Origin of the sequence: Streptomyces daghestanicus (assembly GCF_020521275.1) — a bacterium.
Taxonomy (GTDB): domain Bacteria; phylum Actinomycetota; class Actinomycetes; order Streptomycetales; family Streptomycetaceae; genus Streptomyces; species Streptomyces griseoviridis.
On the sequence record NZ_BNDX01000008.1, the window covers coordinates 819,066 to 836,791 of the forward strand.

At 71.6% G+C, this 17,726-nt stretch carries 18 protein-coding genes; 7 read left to right on the top strand and 11 right to left on the bottom strand.

Annotated features, from left to right (window positions below; translation table 11 throughout):
* Positions 1–12 precede the first annotated feature (12 nt).
* The 3 genes from icmA to Sdagh_RS13035 form a co-directional block, all read right to left on the bottom strand.
* Complete coding sequence (gene icmA / locus Sdagh_RS13025; RefSeq protein WP_189414861.1) at positions 13–1,713, bottom strand: coenzyme B12-dependent isobutyryl-CoA mutase large subunit; 1,701 nt, start codon at positions 1,711–1,713, stop codon at positions 13–15.
* A gap of 71 nt (positions 1,714–1,784) precedes the next feature.
* Positions 1,785–2,123: a DUF3817 domain-containing protein gene (locus Sdagh_RS13030; protein WP_189414863.1), complete on the bottom strand. Its 339-nt coding sequence runs from the start codon at positions 2,121–2,123 to the stop codon at positions 1,785–1,787.
* Between the two features lie 55 nt (positions 2,124–2,178).
* Positions 2,179–2,688: a MarR family winged helix-turn-helix transcriptional regulator gene (locus Sdagh_RS13035; protein WP_189414865.1), complete on the bottom strand. Its 510-nt coding sequence runs from the start codon at positions 2,686–2,688 to the stop codon at positions 2,179–2,181.
* Between the two features lie 183 nt (positions 2,689–2,871).
* On the opposite strand from Sdagh_RS13035, the gene Sdagh_RS13040 reads away from it, so the two are divergent.
* On the top strand, positions 2,872–3,861 hold the full coding sequence (locus Sdagh_RS13040) for a glycoside hydrolase family 6 protein (RefSeq protein ID WP_189414866.1): 990 nt from the start codon (positions 2,872–2,874) through the stop codon (positions 3,859–3,861).
* A gap of 31 nt (positions 3,862–3,892) precedes the next feature.
* Here Sdagh_RS13040 and glxA read toward each other — a convergent pair whose 3' ends face one another.
* From glxA to Sdagh_RS13060, 4 genes are all read right to left on the bottom strand, one after another.
* Complete coding sequence (gene glxA, locus Sdagh_RS13045) at positions 3,893–5,848, bottom strand: radical copper oxidase GlxA (protein WP_189414867.1); 1,956 nt, start codon at positions 5,846–5,848, stop codon at positions 3,893–3,895.
* A gap of 3 nt (positions 5,849–5,851) precedes the next feature.
* On the bottom strand, positions 5,852–7,666 hold the full coding sequence (locus Sdagh_RS13050) for a glycosyltransferase family 2 protein (RefSeq protein WP_190077667.1): 1,815 nt from the start codon (positions 7,664–7,666) through the stop codon (positions 5,852–5,854).
* Between the two features lie 460 nt (positions 7,667–8,126).
* Positions 8,127–8,420, bottom strand: coding sequence for an MTH1187 family thiamine-binding protein (locus tag Sdagh_RS13055; RefSeq protein WP_189414869.1), 294 nt, complete (start codon positions 8,418–8,420; stop codon positions 8,127–8,129).
* Positions 8,417–8,761, bottom strand: coding sequence for a DUF3817 domain-containing protein (locus Sdagh_RS13060; protein WP_189414870.1), 345 nt, complete (start codon positions 8,759–8,761; stop codon positions 8,417–8,419). The genes Sdagh_RS13055 and Sdagh_RS13060 overlap by 4 nt, the downstream gene beginning before the upstream one ends.
* A gap of 133 nt (positions 8,762–8,894) precedes the next feature.
* Here Sdagh_RS13060 and Sdagh_RS13065 point away from each other — a divergent pair, with 133 nt between their 5' ends.
* The 4 genes from Sdagh_RS13065 to Sdagh_RS13080 all read left to right on the top strand — a co-directional run bounded on the left by Sdagh_RS13065 (position 8,895) and on the right by Sdagh_RS13080 (position 11,525).
* Positions 8,895–9,527, top strand: a complete 633-nt coding sequence (locus Sdagh_RS13065) for an AIM24 family protein (RefSeq protein WP_189415519.1) — start codon at positions 8,895–8,897, stop codon at positions 9,525–9,527.
* 1 nt (position 9,528) lies between these two features.
* The gene (locus Sdagh_RS13070; RefSeq protein ID WP_190077704.1) at positions 9,529–10,179 is read left to right on the top strand and encodes an AIM24 family protein; all 651 of its coding nucleotides are present in this window, start codon (positions 9,529–9,531) and stop codon (positions 10,177–10,179) included.
* On the top strand, positions 10,176–10,952 hold the full coding sequence (locus Sdagh_RS13075; RefSeq protein WP_189414871.1) for an AIM24 family protein: 777 nt from the start codon (positions 10,176–10,178) through the stop codon (positions 10,950–10,952). The genes Sdagh_RS13070 and Sdagh_RS13075 overlap by 4 nt, the downstream gene beginning before the upstream one ends.
* A gap of 96 nt (positions 10,953–11,048) precedes the next feature.
* Complete coding sequence (locus Sdagh_RS13080; protein WP_189414873.1) at positions 11,049–11,525, top strand: MarR family winged helix-turn-helix transcriptional regulator; 477 nt, start codon at positions 11,049–11,051, stop codon at positions 11,523–11,525.
* A gap of 283 nt (positions 11,526–11,808) precedes the next feature.
* Here Sdagh_RS13080 and Sdagh_RS13085 read toward each other — a convergent pair whose 3' ends face one another.
* Positions 11,809–13,221: a sensor histidine kinase gene (locus tag Sdagh_RS13085; protein ID WP_189414874.1), complete on the bottom strand. Its 1,413-nt coding sequence runs from the start codon at positions 13,219–13,221 to the stop codon at positions 11,809–11,811.
* A complete protein-coding gene (locus tag Sdagh_RS13090; protein WP_189414876.1) occupies positions 13,218–13,883 on the bottom strand; it encodes a response regulator transcription factor in 666 nt (221 codons plus the stop codon). Before Sdagh_RS13090 ends, Sdagh_RS13085 begins: the two co-directional genes overlap by 4 nt.
* 129 nt (positions 13,884–14,012) lie before the next feature.
* Between Sdagh_RS13090 and Sdagh_RS13095 the strand changes: the two genes are divergently transcribed.
* Positions 14,013–14,624 (top strand): PepSY domain-containing protein, encoded by a 612-nt coding sequence (locus tag Sdagh_RS13095; protein WP_190077668.1) that lies wholly within the window; start codon positions 14,013–14,015, stop codon positions 14,622–14,624.
* 99 nt (positions 14,625–14,723) lie between these two features.
* Here Sdagh_RS13095 and meaB read toward each other — a convergent pair whose 3' ends face one another.
* Both meaB and Sdagh_RS13105 read right to left on the bottom strand, forming a co-directional pair.
* Entirely contained in the window at positions 14,724–15,680 is a 957-nt protein-coding gene (gene meaB, locus Sdagh_RS13100) for a methylmalonyl Co-A mutase-associated GTPase MeaB (protein WP_189414880.1), read from the bottom strand.
* Between the two features lie 48 nt (positions 15,681–15,728).
* The gene (locus tag Sdagh_RS13105) at positions 15,729–16,928 is read right to left on the bottom strand and encodes an acetyl-CoA C-acetyltransferase (RefSeq protein WP_189414882.1); all 1,200 of its coding nucleotides are present in this window, start codon (positions 16,926–16,928) and stop codon (positions 15,729–15,731) included.
* A gap of 147 nt (positions 16,929–17,075) precedes the next feature.
* Here Sdagh_RS13105 and mce point away from each other — a divergent pair, with 147 nt between their 5' ends.
* Positions 17,076–17,516 (top strand): methylmalonyl-CoA epimerase, encoded by a 441-nt coding sequence (gene mce, locus Sdagh_RS13110; protein ID WP_189414884.1) that lies wholly within the window; start codon positions 17,076–17,078, stop codon positions 17,514–17,516.
* Positions 17,517–17,726: the final 210 nt, after the last annotated feature.

Sequence of the window (17,726 nt, forward strand, 5' to 3'; positions counted from 1 at the left end):
GGCCGGGGCGCCTCAGAATCCCGCCGGTTCCGTGTACACCCCCCACTCCTCCCGCAGCACCCCGCAGATCTCGCCGAGGGTCGCCTCCGCGCGGACGGCGGTCAGCATCGGCTCGATCATGTTGGCGCCGGAGCGGGCCGCGTCCAGCATGGCGTCCAGGGCGGTCCGTACGGCCGCGTCGTCGCGGGCGGCGCGGCGGTCGCCCAGCGCCCGGACCTGCTCGCGCTCCACCTCGTGGCTGACCCGCAGGATCTCCAGGTCGCCGGTGACGGACCCGGTGTGCACGTTGACGCCGACGACCTTCTTGTCGCCCTTCTCCAGCGCCTGCTGGTAGCGGAAGGCGGACTCGGCGATCTCGCCGGTGAACCAGCCGTCCTCTATGCCGCGCAGGATGCCGGAGGTCATCGGACCGATGGGGTGCCGTCCGTCCGGGTGCGCCCGCAGCCCCCGCTCCCTGATCCGCTCGAAGATCTTCTCGGCGTCGGCCTCGATCCGGTCGGTGAGCTGCTCGACGTACCAGGAACCGCCCAGCGGGTCGGCGACGTTGCCGACGCCGGTCTCCTCCATCAGGACCTGCTGGGTGCGCAGGGCGATCTCCGCCGCCTGCTCGGAGGGGAGCGCGAGGGTCTCGTCCAGCGCGTTGGTGTGCAGCGAGTTGGTGCCGCCGAGGACGGCGGCCAGCGCCTCCACCGCCGTCCGCACCACGTTGTTGTACGGCTGCTGGGCGGTGAGGGAGACGCCGGCGGTCTGGGTGTGGAAGCGCAGCCACTGGGCCTTCTCGGTCCGCGCCCCGTACACGTCGCGCATCCAGCGGGCCCAGATCCGGCGGGCCGCGCGGAACTTGGCGATCTCCTCGAAGAAGTCGACGTGCGCGTCGAAGAAGAAGGACAGGCCGGGCGCGAAGACGTCCACGTCCAGGCCGCGGGAGAGGCCCAGTTCGACGTAGCCGAAGCCGTCGGCCAGCGTGTAGGCCAGCTCCTGCGCGGCCGTCGCCCCGGCCTCGCGGATGTGGTAACCGGAGACGGAGAGCGGCTTGTACGCGGGGATGCGGGCCGCGCAGTGCTCCATCAGGTCGCCGATGAGGCGCAGGTGCGGCTCGGGCTGGAAGAGCCACTCCTTCTGGGCGATGTACTCCTTGAAGATGTCGGTCTGGAGCGTGCCGTTGAGCACGGACGGATCGACGCCCTGGCGCTCGGCGGCGACCAGGTACATGCAGAAGACGGGCACGGCCGGGCCGCTGATCGTCATCGACGTCGTGACGTCACCGAGCGGGATGTCCCGGAAGAGGACCTCCATGTCGGCGGCCGAGTCGATGGCGACCCCGCAGTGGCCGACCTCGCCCAGCGAGCGCGGGTCGTCGGAGTCGCGGCCCATCAGCGTCGGCATGTCGAAGGCGACCGAGAGCCCGCCGCCGCCGTTGCGCAGGATCATGCGGTAGCGCTCGTTGGTCTGCTCCGCGTTGCCGAACCCGGCGAACTGCCGGATGGTCCACGTGCGCCCCCGGTAGCCGGTCGGGTACAGGCCGCGGGTGAAGGGGTACTCCCCCGGCCAGCCGATCCGCTCAAATCCCTCGTACGTGTCCCCGGGTCGCGGCCCGTACACCGGCTCCACGGGATCGCCGGAGAGCGTCGTGAAGTCCGCGTCGCGCTTGCGCGCCGCGTCGTACCGGGCCTGCCAGCGTCGGCGGCCCTCCTCTATGGCGTCAGCGTCCATGCTTCGAATTTACTAGGACGTCCTAGTATCTGTCGATGCCATACCGCCGTACGCGCGTACGGCGGTGTCGGCTACGCCTTGGCGACGGCCGGGCGGCCCTCGGTGATCCGCGCCTGGAGCTCCGGGGTGATCCGGCGCTCCACGAAGAACGCGGCGGTCGGGATCGTGCCCGCGAGGAGCACCCACAGCTGCTTCTTGACCGGCCACTTCGCCTTCGCGCCGAGGTCGAAGGCGAAGACGAGGTAGATGACGTAGAGCCAGCCGTGCGCGATGCTGACGACGCGGGTGAAGTCGTCGGCACCGTTCACATCCAGCAGGTACTTCGCGATCATGCCGAGGCACAGCAGGATCAGCAGCACGCCGGTGACGTACGCCATGACCCGGTAGCGGGTCAGCACGCTCTTTTTCATGCCCCCGAGCGTAACGAGACGTTCCGGGCGATCGTGCGGCGGGTGCGGCGGCGCGTCACTCCTCCTCGAAGTCGCCGGCGGCCACCCGCAGGGGGCGGAGCATCGCGAAGATCTCGGCGCATTCCTCTGCGTCGTAGGCGCCGAGGCCGAAGTCCATGGCCATCAGGTCGCGGGTGGCGGACTCGACCACCTCGCGGCCCTTGGCAGTGATCGCGGCGAGGGTGCCGCGGCCGTCGTTGGGGTTCGGGCGCTTGTCGACCAGGCCCGACCTGACCAGCCGGTCGACGGTGTTCGTCACCGAGGTGGGGTGCACCATCAGCCGCTCGCCGATCTTGGACATCGGCAGTTCCCCCGACTTGGAGAAGGTGAGCAGCACCAGCGCCTCGTAGCGCGCGAAGGTCAGCCCGTACGGCTTGACCACCGCGTCCACCTCGGCCAGCAGGATCTGCTGGGCCCGCATGATCGAGGTGATGGCGGCCATCGAGGGCACGCTGCCCCAGCGCCGCTTCCAGCTTTCGTCGGCGCGGGCGATGGGGTCGAAGGAGAGGCTGAGGGGCTTCGGCACGGCATCAGACCTTACCGGCCGGTCACATGCCGGTCAGCTCCGTCCCGCCTTTCGGACCGCCACCGCCCTGGGCACATCCGATCGACCGGGCACGGGCATGGCGGTCCCCGGACCGACATGCCGGATATGTCACGATAGGCAATGGATCGTTACGCATCGTTACCTCTGCTTCCAGGGAGCGGCATGTTCCGGCTGATCCAGACTTTCGCGGTCGTCACCGCCCTCGGGCTCGCCGCGGGCTGTTCCTCCGGCGCCGACGTGGACGAGGCGTCGGTGGCCGGTGCCCGCCAGAAGAAGGCGGCCGGACCCGCCTTCTGGGTCGACCCGGACAGCCCCGCCGCCCGGCAGGGCCGGCTCTGGCAGCGGCAGGGCCGCGCCGCCGACGCCGAACTCCTCCAGAGGATCGCCGGACAGCCCGCCGCGCTGTGGCCGGCCGGGGAGATCGATCCGACGCCGCTGGTGCGCCGGGCCACCCGGGCCGCGGCCGAGGCCGGCCAGCGGGTCCTGTTGACCGCCTACAACATCCCGCACCGCGACTGCGGCCAGCACTCCGCCGGGGGCGCGGCCGACGCGGACGCCTACCGGGAGTGGATCGGCCGGTTCGCCGACGCCATCGGGGACGCCGAGGCGGTGGTGGTGCTGGAGCCGGACGCCGTCGCCCACATCGTCGACGGCTGCACACCCCGCGAGCTGCACGCCGAGCGCGAGCGGCTGCTGGGCGAGGCGATCAGCCGGCTGAAGGCGCAGCCGCGGACCGAGGTGTACCTGGACGCCGGCAACCCGGCGTGGATCACCGACCCCTACGCGCTGGTCGAGCCGCTGGAGCGGGCCGGGATCGAAGGGGCCGACGGCTTCGCGCTCAACGTCTCGAACTTCCAGACGACCGAGGACACGACGGCGTACGGCAAGAAGCTCTCCGAGCGGCTGGGCGGCAAGCACTTCGTGATCGACACCAGCCGCAACGGCAACGGGCCGCTGCCCGGTGTCTGGTGCAACCCGCCCGGCCGGGCGCTGGGCACCCGGCCGACCACCGACACCGGGGACCCGGTCGTCGACGCCTACCTGTGGATCAAGCGGCCCGGGGAGTCGGACGGCACCTGCGAGGGCGGTCCGGCGGCGGGCCGGTGGTGGCCGGAGTACGCGCTGGGGCTGGCGCGTAACGCCGGGGCGTGAGGCCGGGGTGCGGGGCCGGGCGTGAGACCGGCTACTTCACCTGGACCCACTTCGCCTTCGACGGGGTGCCGTCGGCGTCGGTGACGAAGAGCATGTACCAGCCCGGCGGGACCAGGGCGCGGTCCTTCGGGATGTCGAAGGTGACCGCCTTGCCCTTCCTGGTCACCTCCAGCTCGATGGAGCGCTGTTCGACGTCGGTGGTGTGGGTGACCGCGCTGGGGCGCATCAGCCGGGCCCGGGCCACCCGGTCGGGGTGGTCGGTGCGGTAGGTGATCCGGTGGTCGGCGGCCAGGGTCTTCGGACCGCCCTTGAGCACCGGGCGGGCGGCGGAGCTGCGGTGCAGCGCGGGCGGGGTGAAGACCTCCATGCGCTGTTCGAAGTGGCCGAGCTTGGTGTTCTGCTGGTCGTCGAAGAGCGGGTCGGAGCCGAAGGTGGCGATGCGGCCGTCGGGCAGCAACAGCGCCTCGGAGTGGTAGTTGCGGCCCACGGCGGGCGAGGCGGCCTCGGTGAAGGCGTTGGTCTTCGGGTCGTAGACCTGGGCCTTGAGGATGTTGCTGGCGCTGCGGCCGCGGTAGTCCTTGGAGCCGTTGGACGTGAAGACGGTGTCGTCCGGCATGATCACGCTGTTCAGGTAGCGGGTGCCCTGCGGGAGGTCGGGACCGCGCTCGAAGGCCGGGGCGGCCTTCTTGAGGTCGACGACGGCCGTGCGCTCGGTCGACTTCCGGGACTCGCCGACCCCGCCGCCGCCGAGCACCATGACCTTCTGGTCCTGGGCCGGGGGCAGGAGGAGGGAGGCGGAGGTCTCCAGCTGGTCGGGATCGGTGAGGCCGGGGACCTTCTGGAAGGTGTTGGTCCGCAGGTCCCACAGTCCGGGTTCGCGGCCCTTCTCGGCGGGGCCGTAACCGGCGTTGGAACCGGAGTAGAACAGCTTGCCGCCCTTGGTGAGGAAGAGGGCGGGGTAGGTCGGGAAGTACCGCTTGGGGCCGGGCGACCACTTCTTGGTCTCCGGGTCGTAGATCTCGTTGTCGCCGGGGTCGATCACGCCCACGTCGTCCAGGCCGGAGGCGGCGAGGACGCGGCCGTCGTCGAGTCCGACGAGGGTCGGGTACCAGCGGGCCTTGTCCATCGGGCCGACGGGGATGTACTTCTCGGCGACCGGGTCGAACTCGTAGGCGGCGCGGATGCCCTGGAAGTCCTGCTTCTCCAGGGTGATCTTCTCGCTGAGGCCGTAGGTGTCGGCGGCCTCCTTGCCCTTCAGGCCGACGATCTCGTACTGGGCCTGGGTGTCGGTGACCGACAGCGGGCCCTTCTCCACGGCCTCCACGAAGACGCGGCGCTCACTGGCGGTGACCTTCGTCCGGTACGGCTGTACGACGCCCCGCTCGTCGCGGGTGATCTCGAACTCGCGCTTGGCCCGGGGGAGGGTGACGTCGAACTTCGAGACGTACTCGACGCCGGCGGGTGAGCGGAAGCGGGTGCCCTTGGGGAGGTGGACGGTCCTGTCCGGGTTCTCGTTCTTCACGCGCATGCCGCCGCCGGCCCGGTCGACCTCGCCGTCGAGGAGTTCGTAGCGGGCGGTGCCGCCGGCCACCAGGAGGCGGCCGTCGGGGAGCTGGGCGTGGCCGGAGCAGAAGAAGTCCTCCGGGGTGGGGACCTTCTTGAAGGTGTTCTTCTCCGGGTCCCACAGCACGGTGTCGAAGGAGCCGGCGTCGAACTTCTTCTGCTCGTTGCCGGAGCCCGCGACGATCAGCACCTTGCCGGTGTGCAGCAGGGCGGCGTGGATGGCGTTGGTGCGGTACTCCTTCGGGATGGCGACCTGGTCCCAGGAGCCGTACTTCGCCTTGTACGCCGGGCGGGAGATCTTGTACGCGTGGTACTTCTCGCCCGCGAAGTCGAGGGCGGCCGGGGCGTTGAGCGCGGCCAGGACCGCCAGGCCGCCGACGCCGAGGACGGTCTTCTTGGTCTTCTGCGAGGGCGTGTAGGCCATGGCCTAGTTGCCTCCTGTCATGGTGCCGGAGACGGTCGACGTGATGCCGGTGGCGGCGAAGGCGGGAGTGGCGGTGGCCGTGGTGGTGGCCGCCGTGTCGGGCTGGGCGGCGGGCTCGGGGGATGCCGCGGGGGCGGGTGCCGCCCTGCGGGCGCGCCGGGTGGTGACGGCCCAGACCGCGAAGGGAGCGAGCGAGATCGCCGTGGCGAGGAGGGTCCAGGTGCGCATGGCCACGTGGGTGTGGTCCAGGACGGCGGACCCGATCAGGGCGCTGACCAGGAGGAACGCCCAGGTGAGATGGATGCGGAAGGTGAGCGGGCGGTCGGGGCTGGCGCCTTCGCCCTTGGGGGTGACGACGAAGCGGCTGGGGCGGCGCAGGAGCGCTTCGCTGAACGACTTCAGGTAGATCGGGGCGGAGATCGCCGACATGGCCATGCCGGCCAGGCCGCCGGAGCCCTGGGGTTCGTGCGGGGAGACGTTGTGGCGGCGGTTCCAGAGGTAGAGGCCGACCTGGAGGGCGGCGGCGTCGCTGTAGAGCATCAGCCAGACGGAGGCGGCGACCTCGGTGCCGGAGGCTCCGAACCAGAGGAAGAGCAGGCAGCTGAGGACGCCGAGGAACCAGTTGACGGCCGTCATCGGGTAGTAGACGAGCATCAGGGTGTAGGAGAGGAGCCGGCCCTTCGGCATGGTGAGGACGGCCTTGCCGTACTGCTTGACGAGGGTCTCGTAGGTGCCCCTGGACCAGCGCATCTGCTGGGTGAAGAAGTCGGTCCAGGATGCGGGGCCCTCGCCGACGGCGAGCACGTCGGGGGTGTAGACGGACTGCCAGTGGTGGCCGGTGCGGGGGTTCTTGCGGCGGTGGATCTCGAAGCCGGTGGCCATGTCCTCGGTGATGCTGTCGTACAGGCCGCCGACCTGTTTCACGGCGGAGATCCGGACGACGTTGTTGGTGCCGACGAACATGGGGGCGCGGTAGCGGTTGCCGGCCCGCTGGATGAGGGCGTGGAAGAGGAACTGCTGGGACTCGGCGGCCTTGGTGACGGGGTTGTGGTAGTTGCCGTACACCTGGGGGCCGACGACGAAGGCGACGTCCGGGTCGCGGAAGTAGCCGAGCATCCGCTCCAGGAAGCCGGGGAGCGGGACGTGGTCGGGGTCGACGGACGCGAAGAAGTCGTAGGCGTCGCCGTGCATGGCGATCCACGCGTTGTAGTTGCCGTGCTTGGTGCGGGCCTTGTGGACGCCGGACTCCTGGTTCCACTCGGGGACGCCGTGGCGGGTGAAGTGGCGGACGCCCAGTTCGGCGCAGAGGGCCTTGGCGCCGGGGTCGTCGCCCTCGTCGAGGAGCCAGACGTCGAGGGTGCCGGGGTGGGTGATGCGGGTCGCGCCCTCCAGGGTGGCGCGGACCATGGCGAGGGGTTCCTTGCCGGGGACGTACGTGGTGAGGAAGGCGACGCGGGTGCCGGGCTCGGGGGTGACGGGGACGGGGTCGCGGGCGACCATCGTGGCGTGGGCGACGGAGGCGACGTTGACGACCATGAACAGCTCGATCAGGCCGATCGCGAGGAGCATGGTGACGTCGAGGGCGGTCAGCCAGGAGTCGGCGCCCTCTCGCTCCACCCAGTGGGTGGGCCAGACGAGGTAGACCAGCAGGGCGCCGGTGAGCAGCGGCGCGAGGGTCATCAGGAGGACGGCTTTTATTCGCCGGGGCTCGCGGGAGAGCAGCGAGGTGTACTGCACCCGGTACGCGCTCCCGGACGGCTCCGTGAGCGGACCGGCCAGTCGGCTGTGGGTGTCGTAGTCGTAGCCCTCCGGCCGCACAGCGTCCTCCAGTGAGTGGGGAGTGATACCCCTACGAAAGTGGAGAACTGAGGGCGTGTCGAACTGGGGGCGTCCAGGTGGGTGGGTGGTATGGGGTGCGCTGCGGGGGGGTGCGGTGGGATGCCCGCGGCGCCTGTCGGGTCCGGTGGGGACGCGCGTGGCGCCTCGGGCCGGCGGGTGGGGCGGGGCCGGGCGGGTCCGTCCCCGGAACGGCGCGGAACCGGCCGTTCGGGGAAGTGAACGGGGTGGACGCGCCAGCCGCCGCGGGCGGACACCCCCGCCCCGTCCCCTTCTCGCCGTACGCGACCGCGGCTACCGGCCGGGCGGCCGGCCGCGCCCGACCGCGGGCAGTCGTGCCGCCCGGGGCGGCGCGGGTGGGCGCGGCGGCCCCCCGGCAGCGCCGGGTTGCGCGGCACCCCCCGGCCTCAGCCCCGGCCCCGGGGCCGACGGGAGCGGACCGTCACTCGGAGAGATGCCGTTCCACCGTCGCGACCTTGGACGTCAGTCCGTCCGTCACGCCGGGACGGATGTCCGCCTTCAGGACCAGGGACACCCGCGGCGCCCGCGCCTCGACCGCCGCGACCGCGCGCTTGACGACGTCCATGACCTCGTCCCACTCCCCCTCGACGGATGTGAACATCGCGTCCGTCCGGTTCGGCAGCCCCGACTCGCGGACGACCCGTACCGCGTCGGCCACGTACTCCCCCACGTCCTCGCCGACGCCCAGCGGCGTCACGGAGAAGGCGACGATCATGCGTTCACGACCCCTTCCTGGCGGGCGCGGGAGGCGATCACCGCGTCCTCGGCCTCCCGCTTCAGCCGGCGCTCGGCGAAGAATCCGCCGGTGGGCAGCACGGAGAGGACGAAGTAGAGGGCTCCGGTGCCGAAGGACCACTTGGCCCGGTTCCACGCGTCCGCCCAGAAGATCACGTAGAGGACGAACAGCACGCCGTGGACCATGCCCATCACCGGCACGGCGTTGAAGTCGGTGGTCCGCTTCAGGACCGAGCAGACGAGCAGGAGGAGGAAGGAGATCGCCTCGGGTGCGGACACCAGGCGGAGGCGGCGGAGGGCTGCGGCGGTCTTGAGGTCCACGGGTGGTCACCTTCGGTGGGAGGGACGTCGACGATCATCTTGTGAACGTGCGCACAAGCGCCCGGCCATTGTGGCAAATCATCGAGGGGACCGGCCGGGCGGGTACGGCCTCGGTTACCTTCGCAGCGTGGCGATGTTCCGACTTCAGGGCAGCAAGGTGCTCGCCGTCGACATGACCGGGGACGCCGTCAAGGCGAAGAACGGCTCGATGGTCGCGTACGACGGACAGATGAGCTTCAGGAAACTGAGCGGCGGGGGTGAGGGGCTGCGCGGGATGGTGACGCGGCGGCTCACCGGGGAGCAGATGACGGTGATGGAGGTGAAGGGGCACGGGACCTGCTGGTTCGCGGACCGGGCGTCCGAGATCAACCTCGTGGCGCTGCACGGGGACAAGCTGTACGTGGAGGCCGGCAACTTCCTCGCGGCCGACGCCGGGTTGCGGACCGGGACCGAGTTCACGGGGCTGCGCGGCGCCTCGCAGGGCAACGGGCTCTTCACGACGAGCATCGAGGGGCACGGCCAGGCGGCGATCATGTCGGACGGGCCGGCGGTGGTGCTGCGGGTCAGCGCGCGGTACCCGCTGACCGTCGATCCGGGGGCGTACGTCGCCCACCAGGGGAATCTGCGGCAGTCGTTCCAGTCCGGTGTGACGTTCCGCACGATGCTGGGCGAAGGCGGCGGGGAGGCCTTCCAGATCCGCTTCGAGGGGGACGGGCTGGTGTACGTGCAGCCGAGTGAGCGGAACACGATCGCGGGGGATGTGTGACGTGGGGTTCCGGGAGATCAATCCGAAGATGGTCGAGGCGACGGTCGCGCCCGGTCAGCGGCTGTTCAGCCAGCGCGGCGCCATGCTCGCCTACCGGGGCGAGGTGTCCTTCACCCCGAACCTCCGGGGCGGGCAGGGCGGGGTCATGTCGATGATCGGGCGGCGGGTCGCGAACGAGGACACGCCGCTGATGACCGTCGAGGGCAGCGGGACCGTGCTGTTCGGGCACGGCGGGCACCATGTGCAGGTGATCCGGCTGGCCGGGGACACGCTGTACGTGGAGGCGGACCGGCTGCTCGCCTTCGAGGGGACGCTGGAGCAGGGGACCGTGTTCCTGGGCGCGCAGGGCGGGGTCATGGGGATGGTGCGGGGGCAGGTCAGCGGGCAGGGGCTGTTCACCACCTCGCTCAAGGGGCACGGCGGCGTGGCCGTCATGGCGCACGGGGGCGTGATCGAGGTGCCGATCTCGCCGGGGCGGCCGGTGCACGTCGATCCGCAGGCGTACGTCGCCCATCACGGTGACGTACGGAACAAGCTGTCCACGGCGCTGGGCTGGCGGGACATGGTGGGGCGCGGGTCCGGTGAGGCGTTCCAGCTGGAGCTGAGCGGGAGCGGCGCGGTGTACGTGCAGGCGTCGGAGGAGAAGCTGTGAGCGTGGTCCACCATGATCCGTCGACGCTGCCGGTCGACGACAACGTCAACCCGTACACCTTCTGCGTGGAGCTGGCGGGGAGCCAGTGGTTCCTTCAGAAGGGGAAGATGATCGCCTACTACGGGGCGATCGAGTTCAACGGGATCGGGCACGGGCGGCTGGACCGCCTGGTGCGGACGTCCTTCCATTCGCCTCTGCACGCGAGCGACTGGGTGGTGGCCGAGGGCTCGGGCAAGATGCTCCTGGCCGACCGGGCCTTCGATGTCAATTCGTTCGACCTGGAGGACGGCAATCTGACCGTTCGCTCGGGCAATCTGCTCGCTTTTCAGCCAAGTCTGTCGCTGAAGCAGTCGATCGTGCCGGGGTTCCTGACCCTGATCGGGACGGGGAAGTTCGTGGCCGCCTCGAACGGGCCGGTGGTGTTCATGGAGCCGCCGCTGCGGGTGGACCCGCAGGCCCTGGTGGGCTGGGCCGACTGCCCCTCGCCGTGCCACCACTACGACCACGGGTACATGACCGGCGTACTGGGCGGTCTGCGTGCGCTGACGGGGCTCGGCGGGGCGTCGGGCGAGGAGCACCAGTTCGAGTTCGTCGGGGCCGGGACGGTGCTGCTCCAGTCGAGCGAGGCGCTGCTGCCGGAGCAGCCGGCGGGCGGCACCCCGCACGAACCGGGCGTGCCCGGCGGCGGGGCGCACGGCGCGCCGGGGGCGCCGCCCGGCGCACCGCGCCTTCCCGGACAGCTCGGGGACCTCCAGCGTCGCTTCGGGCTGTGAGCGGTACCCTGCGGAGGGTGACGTCGAACGCGTGCGCACCGACCCCGGGGACACCCTCACTAGTTCGTCTTTCAACTTCTTAGGTAGACTTCATCCATGGAGACCGAGACGGCCACCCGCTGGCTGACCGAAGCGGAACAGTCCGCCTGGCGCACCCACCTGGAGGTCAACAAGCTGTTGTCCTACCAGCTAGAGAAGGATCTTCAGCCGTTCGGCCTGACCATGAACGACTACGAGATCCTGGTGAACCTCTCCGAGTCGGAGGACGTGCGGATGCGGATGAGCGACCTCGCCACCGCTACGCTCCAGTCCAAGAGCCGCCTCTCGCACCAGATCACGCGCATGGAGAACGCCGACCTCGTGCGGCGGGAGAACTGCGAGTCCGACCGCCGGGGCCTGTACGCCGTACTGACCGAGCACGGCATGGAGACCATGCGGAAGGTCGCCCCGCACCACGTGGCCTCGGTGCGCCGGCACTTCATCGACCTGCTCTCCCCCGAGGCGCTCACGGAGCTGGACAAGGCGCTGCGGCCCATCGCCGACCATCTGCGGGGGCAGCGCGGCCGTCCCTGAGACGCCAGGCCGTGTCCGGGAAGTCCCTCCGTCCGGCCGGCCGGAGGGCGGGTCACGCGGCGTCGGGTGCGTGCTCCCGCCGTGCCGGGCTCAGTCCCGTGGGCGAGAGTGCGTGCCGGGCGTCGCGGGGCAGGAGGGACTCCGCGGACGCGGCCCAGGGCCTGTCGTTCGGATCAGGTCGCGGGGGAATCGGCTGCGCCTTCCTCCACACCTACAACCACCACCGCTGCCACACCGCCCTCGGCGGCCAGCCACCCATCAGCCGCGTCAACAACGCTGCGGGTCAATACACCTGGAGCGCGGGCAGGCGCAGTTCGAACAGGGCGCCGCCCGCCGGTGCCTCACGGACGGTGAGCGTGCCCTCGTGGCGTACGGCGACGTCCCGGGCGATGGCGAGGCCCAGCCCGGCGCCGCCGTCGTCCCGGCTGCGGGCCGCGTCGAGCCGTACGAAGCGCGCGAAGATCCGGTCCCGGTCGGCGGCGGGGACGCCCTCGCCGTCGTCGGCGACCGCCAGCACGGCCGTGTCCCCCTCGCGGGCCACGGTGACCTCGACCGCCGACCGGGCGTGCCGCTCGGCGTTGTCCAGCAGGTTGGCCAGGACCCGCCCCAGCTGCCCGCGCGACCCCGCGACGGTCACGCCCCCCGCGGTCCGCACCCGCACCCCGGCACGCCCCGCTGCCGCCTCCCGGGCGAGCGCGGCGAGGTCCACCCGCGCGTCGCCCGGCCGCTCCCCCGCGTCCAGGCGGGCGAGCAGCAGCAGGTCGGCGGCGAGCCGCTGGAGCCGTACGGTGTCCTCCACCGCGCCGTCGACGTCGAGCAATTCGGGATGCGCGGCGCCCACTTCGAGCTGGGTGCGCAGGGACGCGATGGGGCTGCGCAGTTCGTGCGAGGCGTCCGCGACGAAGCGGCGCTGGCGCTCCACCGAGGTCTGGAGGGCGGCCAGGGTCTCGTTGGTGGTCAGGGCGAGCCGGGCGACCTCGTCGTGGGTGTCCGGGACCGGGACGCGGCGGGCGAGGTCCTCGGATGCGGTGATCGCGGCCATCTCCCGGCGGATGCCCTCCACCGGGCGCAGCGCGCGCCGGGTGACCAGCCAGGTGACGCCGGCGACGACGGCCGCGAGGCAGGGGAAGCCGATCAGCATGACGGTCAGCGCGGTGCGGACGGCGCCGTGCTCGGCGGAGAGCGGGGAGCCGGCGTGCACGGTGAGGGTGCCCCGGTCGTCGGTCTCCACGGTGACGGCGGCGAAGCGGTAGTCCTCCGTCTCGCCGTCGATCGTCGCGGAACCGTCGGTGACGGTGGTCCGGCCGCCGATCTCGCCGGGCTCCCGCCCCTCGTCCCGGTCGTCCTCGTCGCCGGCGGGGCGCCCGTCGGCGTCCGGACGCGGGCGTACGCCGGTGACGCCCGTGCCGCTGATCCGCTCCAGGTCCTCGCTGGCGGCAACCAGGACGCCGTTCTCGTCGGTCACCTGCACCGGCCGGTCGTCGACGTCCAGGGAGAGGTCGTCGTAGCGGGTGCCGGCGGCGAGCTGGGCGGCGACCTCCCGCGCGGAGCGTTCCGCGGCGGTGCCGGCCTCGCCGAGCAGGTTCGAGCGCAGGGAGAGCAGCACCGCGGTCCCGGCGGCGACCAGGGCGACGGCGACCACCAGGGTCGCGCCGAGGGTGGCGCGGGCCCGGACGGAACCGAACAGGCGGCTCACCGGCCCGCCTCCAGCCGGTACCCGGCGCCGCGCACGGTCCGGATGAGGTCGGCGCGCAGCTTGCGGCGCAGGGCGCTGACGTACACCTCGACGATGTTGGGGTCGCCCTCGTAGGCGAAGTCCCAGACGTGCTCCAGGATCTCGCCCTTGGAGACCACCTCGCCCGGCCGCAGCACCAGCTGCTCCAGTACGGCGAACTCCCGTGCCGTGAGGGTGACTTCCTCGCCGGCGAGGAAGACGCGGCGGGCTGCCGTGTCGACCCGCAGGTCTCCGAGGACGCGCACCGGGGAGGCCCCGGCACCCGGCCGGCGGCGCAGCAGCGCCTTGATCCTGGCCACCAGGACGACGTACGAGAACGGTTTCGTGAGGTAGTCGTCGGCGCCGGTGTCCAGGCCCTCCGCCTCGTCGTACTCCCCGTCCTTGGCGGTCAGCATCAGGATCGGCACCTCGTGGCCGGCGGCGCGCAGGGCGGCGCAGACCCGGTAGCCGTTCATGCCGGGCAGCATGATGTCGAGGACGACCAGGTCGTACGTGCCCTCCCCGGCCCGGTGCAGGCCCTCCCGTCCGTCGTGGACGACGTCCACGGCGTAGCCCTCGGCCGTCAGGCCCTTGGCCAGCGACAGGGCCAGTCGTTTCTCGTCCTCGACGATGAGCAGGCGCATGGGTCAAGGGTCGCGTACCCGAGCTGAAGATCGCTTCAGGTGGCTTCAGGTTCCCCTCAGCGTCGGTCCAGGACAGTGAGGACGTCGGCACAGACGCCGGCAGAACGGACCGACCCGGGAGGAAATCCAATGAAGCGCAACATCGTCATCGCCGTCGTCGCGGCCGCCGCGCTGGTCGGCGGAGGGACCGCCACCGCCCTCGCGGTCGGCGGGGACGACGGCACCGGCGGGAGCGGCGACCGGCGGGAGAACGTCCGGCAGGCCGCTTCCGGGGTAACGGCGGCCGAGGCGATCGCGGCGGCGCTGAAGGACACCTCCGGCACGGCCGTCTCCGCCGAGCTGGACGACGAGGACGAGGGCGGGAAGGCGGCCTGGGAGGTGGACGTCCTCGCCGGGGACGGCACCTGGCACAGCGTCCGGGTCGACCCGGACGGCGGCGGCGTCCTCGGCTCCCGCGCGGACGACGACGAGGACGGCACCGCCGAGGTGCGGGCGGCCCTGGAGAACGCCTCCGTCACCGCCGCCGAGGCGGCCGGAGCGGCGGCCGGCAAGGGGACCGTGACCTCCGTGGACCTGGACGACGACGGCACGGACCGGGGCTGGGAGGTGGAGACGCGGGCCTCCGGCGGCGGGGACGAGCGGGACTGGCGGGTCGGCCTCACCTCGGGCACCGTCACCGCCGACCGGGACGACGACGGCACGGACGGTTCCGAAGGTTCCGGCGACTCCGACGACGACTGACGGCCCCGGCGACTGACGGGCCGGAGACTGCTGCCGGCGCCGGAAAACGGCTGCCGGAGCCTGCCGGCGGGTGGCGGGGCCGGGAAGGGGCGCCCCGCGTCACCCCTCCGTGAGCCCCGCCACCAGTTCGTCGGCCGCGCGGTACGGGTCCAGTTCGCCCGCGACGATCCGCTCCGCCAGCGCGCCCAGACGGCGGTCGCCGTGCAGGTCGCCGATGCGGGCGCGCAGGGCCGTCACCGCGAGGGTCTCCACCTCGCGGGCGGCCCGCGCCCGCCGGCGCTCCGCGAGGACGCCCCGCTCCTCCGTCCACGCCCGGTGCTTCTCCAGGGCCTCCACGACCTCGTCGATGCCCTCGCCGCGGGCGGCGACCGTCTTGACGATCGGGGGGCGCCAGTCCCCCGGGGCACGGGACTCGCCGAGGCCGAGCATGTGGTTCAGCTCGCGCGCGGTCGCGTCCGCGCCGTCCCGGTCGGCCTTGTTGACGACGTAGACGTCGCCGATCTCCAGGATGCCGGCCTTGGCGGCCTGGATGCCGTCGCCCATGCCGGGGGCGAGGAGGACGACGGAGGTGTCGGCCTGCGAGGCGATCTCCACCTCGGACTGGCCGACGCCGACCGTCTCGACCAGGATCACGTCGCAGCCCGCCGCGTCCAGGACGCGGATGGCCTGCGGCGCGGCCCAGGCGAGGCCGCCGAGGTGGCCCCGGGTGGCCATGGAGCGGATGTAGACGCCGGGGTCGGAGGCGTGGTCGGACATCCGCACCCGGTCGCCGAGCAGGGCGCCGCCGGAGAAGGGGGACGACGGGTCCACGGCGAGGACGCCGACCCGTCGGCCCTGCTTGCGGTACGCCGTCACCAGCGCCGACGTGGAGGTGGACTTGCCGACGCCCGGCGAACCGGTCAGGCCGACCACGTACGCCCCGCCGGTCAGCGGGGCCAGCGCGGCCATGACCTCGCGGAGCTGCCCGGACGCCCCCTCCACCAGGGAGATCAGCCGGGCCACGGCCCGCGGCCTGCCCTCCCTGGCCTGAGCCACCAGTGCGGCGACGTCCTGCATGCGCACAGCTCCCTTCACGTCGTACCGGCCACGGCGTACCGGCCGGTCTCAGCTCTTCGGTACCCGGACGATCAGCGCGTCACCCTGGCCGCCCCCGCCGCACAGCGCCGCCGCGCCGGTGCCGCCGCCGCGCCGCTTCAGCTCCAGGGCCAGGTGCAGCACCAGACGGGCGCCGGACATGCCGATGGGGTGGCCGAGGGCGATGGCACCGCCGTTCACGTTCACCTTTTCGGTGGAGATGCCGAGGTCCTTCATTGACTGGGCGGCGACCGCCGCGAACGCCTCGTTGATCTCGATCAGGTCGAGGTCGGAGATGTCCAGGCCCTCCTTGCCGAGCGCGTGCCGGATCGCGTTCGACGGCTGCGACTGCAAAGAGTTGTCCGGCCCGGCCACGTTCCCGTGGGCGCCGATCTCGGCGAGCCACTCCAGGCCCAGCTCCTCGGCCTTGGCCTTGCTCATGACCACCACGGCCGCCGCGCCGTCGGAGATCTGCGAGGACGAGCCCGCCGTGATCGTGCCGTCCTTGCTGAAGGCCGGGCGCAGCCGGCCGAGCGACTCGGCGGTGGTGTCGGGGCGGATGCCCTCGTCCTTGCTGAACACCACCGGTTCGCCCTTGCGCTGGGGAATCTCCACCGGCGTGATCTCCGCCTCGAAGATCCCGTTCTTCTGGGCCGCCGCCGCCCGCTGGTGGGAGAGCGCGGCGATCTCGTCCTGCTCCTCGCGGGTCAGGCCGAGGCGGCTGTTGTGCTTCTCGGTGGACTCGCCCATCGCGATGTGCTCGAAGGCGTCGGTCAGACCGTCGTACGCCATCGCGTCGAGCAGTTCGACCGCGCCGTACTTGAAGCCCTCGCGGGACTTCGGCAGCAGGTGCGGGGCGTTGGTCATGGACTCCTGGCCGCCGGCCACCACGATGTCGAACTCGCCGGCCCGGATCAGCTGGTCGGCCAGGGCGATCGCGTCGAGGCCGGAGAGGCAGACCTTGTTGACGGTGAGCGCCGGCACGTTCATCGGGATGCCGGCCTTGACGGCGGCCTGGCGTGCCGGGATCTGCCCCGCCCCGGCCTGGAGCACCTGCCCCATGATCACGTACTGCACCTGGTCGCCGCCGATCCCCGCACGGTCGAGGGCGGCCTTGATCGCGAAGCCGCCGAGATCGGCCCCCGAGAAGGACTTCAGCGAGCCGAGCAGACGGCCCATGGGCGTCCGCGCGCCCGCGACGATCACGGAGCTGTTCGTAGTGGAAGCCATGTGCTGCGATCCCCTTACCGGCCTGCACGGCCGAGGAGTGAACGAGGGTTTACTCGAATGTACTGAGCGGTATGCGACCCGTCATCGGGCCGTCGGTGTGATCGCGCGCACGTTGCGTAACCACCCGGACAGCGCTCCACTGGTTCCATGTTGACGCGGATCGACCACATCGGGATCGCCTGTCATGACCTCGACGCGACCGTCGAGTTCTACCGGACCACCTACGGCTTCGAGGTGTTCCACACCGAGGTGAACGAGGAGCAGGGCGTACGCGAGGCCATGCTCAAGATCAACGATACGTCGGACGGCGGATCGTCCTACCTCCAGCTGCTGGAACCCGTCCGCGAGGACTCCGCGGTGGGCAAGTGGCTCGCGAAGAACGGGGAGGGTGTCCACCACATCGCCTTCGGCACGGCGGACGTCGACGCCGACGCGGAGGACATCCGGGGCAAGGGCGTACGGGTGCTGTACGACGAGCCGCGGCGCGGTTCCATGGGGTCGCGGATCACCTTCCTGCACCCCAAGGACTGTCATGGCGTCCTCACAGAACTGGTCACTTCGGCGGCTGTTGAGTCACCTGAGCACTGACCCTCGTACATAGGGGCCGGTAGGGTTGGGTGCGGTCGCCGCTCGATCCAGGGTGACCCGGTCCCGTCGTCACGCGTGGGACCGTACGCCGGGGTCCGGGTTTCGGGGGACGAGCGCCGGGGCAGCAGCACATGCTCCGCCGTTGATCTGACACCATTCCCCGGGGGCCCCGGTTCGCAAGGACGGTCGGGGTTCGTTCGGAGAGTGTTG

What these genes read in the sequence shown, in the direction of transcription:
- icmA (WP_189414861.1), bottom strand. Translation starts at nt 1,713, where the DNA reads ATGGACGCTGACGCCATAGAGGAGGGCCGCCGACGCTGGCAGGCCCGG.
- Sdagh_RS13030 (WP_189414863.1), bottom strand. Translation starts at nt 2,123, where the DNA reads ATGAAAAAGAGCGTGCTGACCCGCTACCGGGTCATGGCGTACGTCACC.
- Sdagh_RS13040 (WP_189414866.1), top strand. Translation starts at nt 2,872, where the DNA reads ATGTTCCGGCTGATCCAGACTTTCGCGGTCGTCACCGCCCTCGGGCTC.
- glxA (WP_189414867.1), bottom strand. Translation starts at nt 5,848, where the DNA reads ATGGCCTACACGCCCTCGCAGAAGACCAAGAAGACCGTCCTCGGCGTC.
- Sdagh_RS13055 (WP_189414869.1), bottom strand. Translation starts at nt 8,420, where the DNA reads ATGATCGTCGCCTTCTCCGTGACGCCGCTGGGCGTCGGCGAGGACGTG.
- Sdagh_RS13065 (WP_189415519.1), top strand. Translation starts at nt 8,895, where the DNA reads ATGTTCCGACTTCAGGGCAGCAAGGTGCTCGCCGTCGACATGACCGGG.
- Sdagh_RS13080 (WP_189414873.1), top strand. Translation starts at nt 11,049, where the DNA reads ATGGAGACCGAGACGGCCACCCGCTGGCTGACCGAAGCGGAACAGTCC.
- Sdagh_RS13090 (WP_189414876.1), bottom strand. Translation starts at nt 13,883, where the DNA reads ATGCGCCTGCTCATCGTCGAGGACGAGAAACGACTGGCCCTGTCGCTG.
- Sdagh_RS13095 (WP_190077668.1), top strand. Translation starts at nt 14,013, where the DNA reads ATGAAGCGCAACATCGTCATCGCCGTCGTCGCGGCCGCCGCGCTGGTC.
- meaB (WP_189414880.1), bottom strand. Translation starts at nt 15,680, where the DNA reads ATGCAGGACGTCGCCGCACTGGTGGCTCAGGCCAGGGAGGGCAGGCCG.
- Sdagh_RS13105 (WP_189414882.1), bottom strand. Translation starts at nt 16,928, where the DNA reads ATGGCTTCCACTACGAACAGCTCCGTGATCGTCGCGGGCGCGCGGACG.
- mce (WP_189414884.1), top strand. Translation starts at nt 17,076, where the DNA reads ATGTTGACGCGGATCGACCACATCGGGATCGCCTGTCATGACCTCGAC.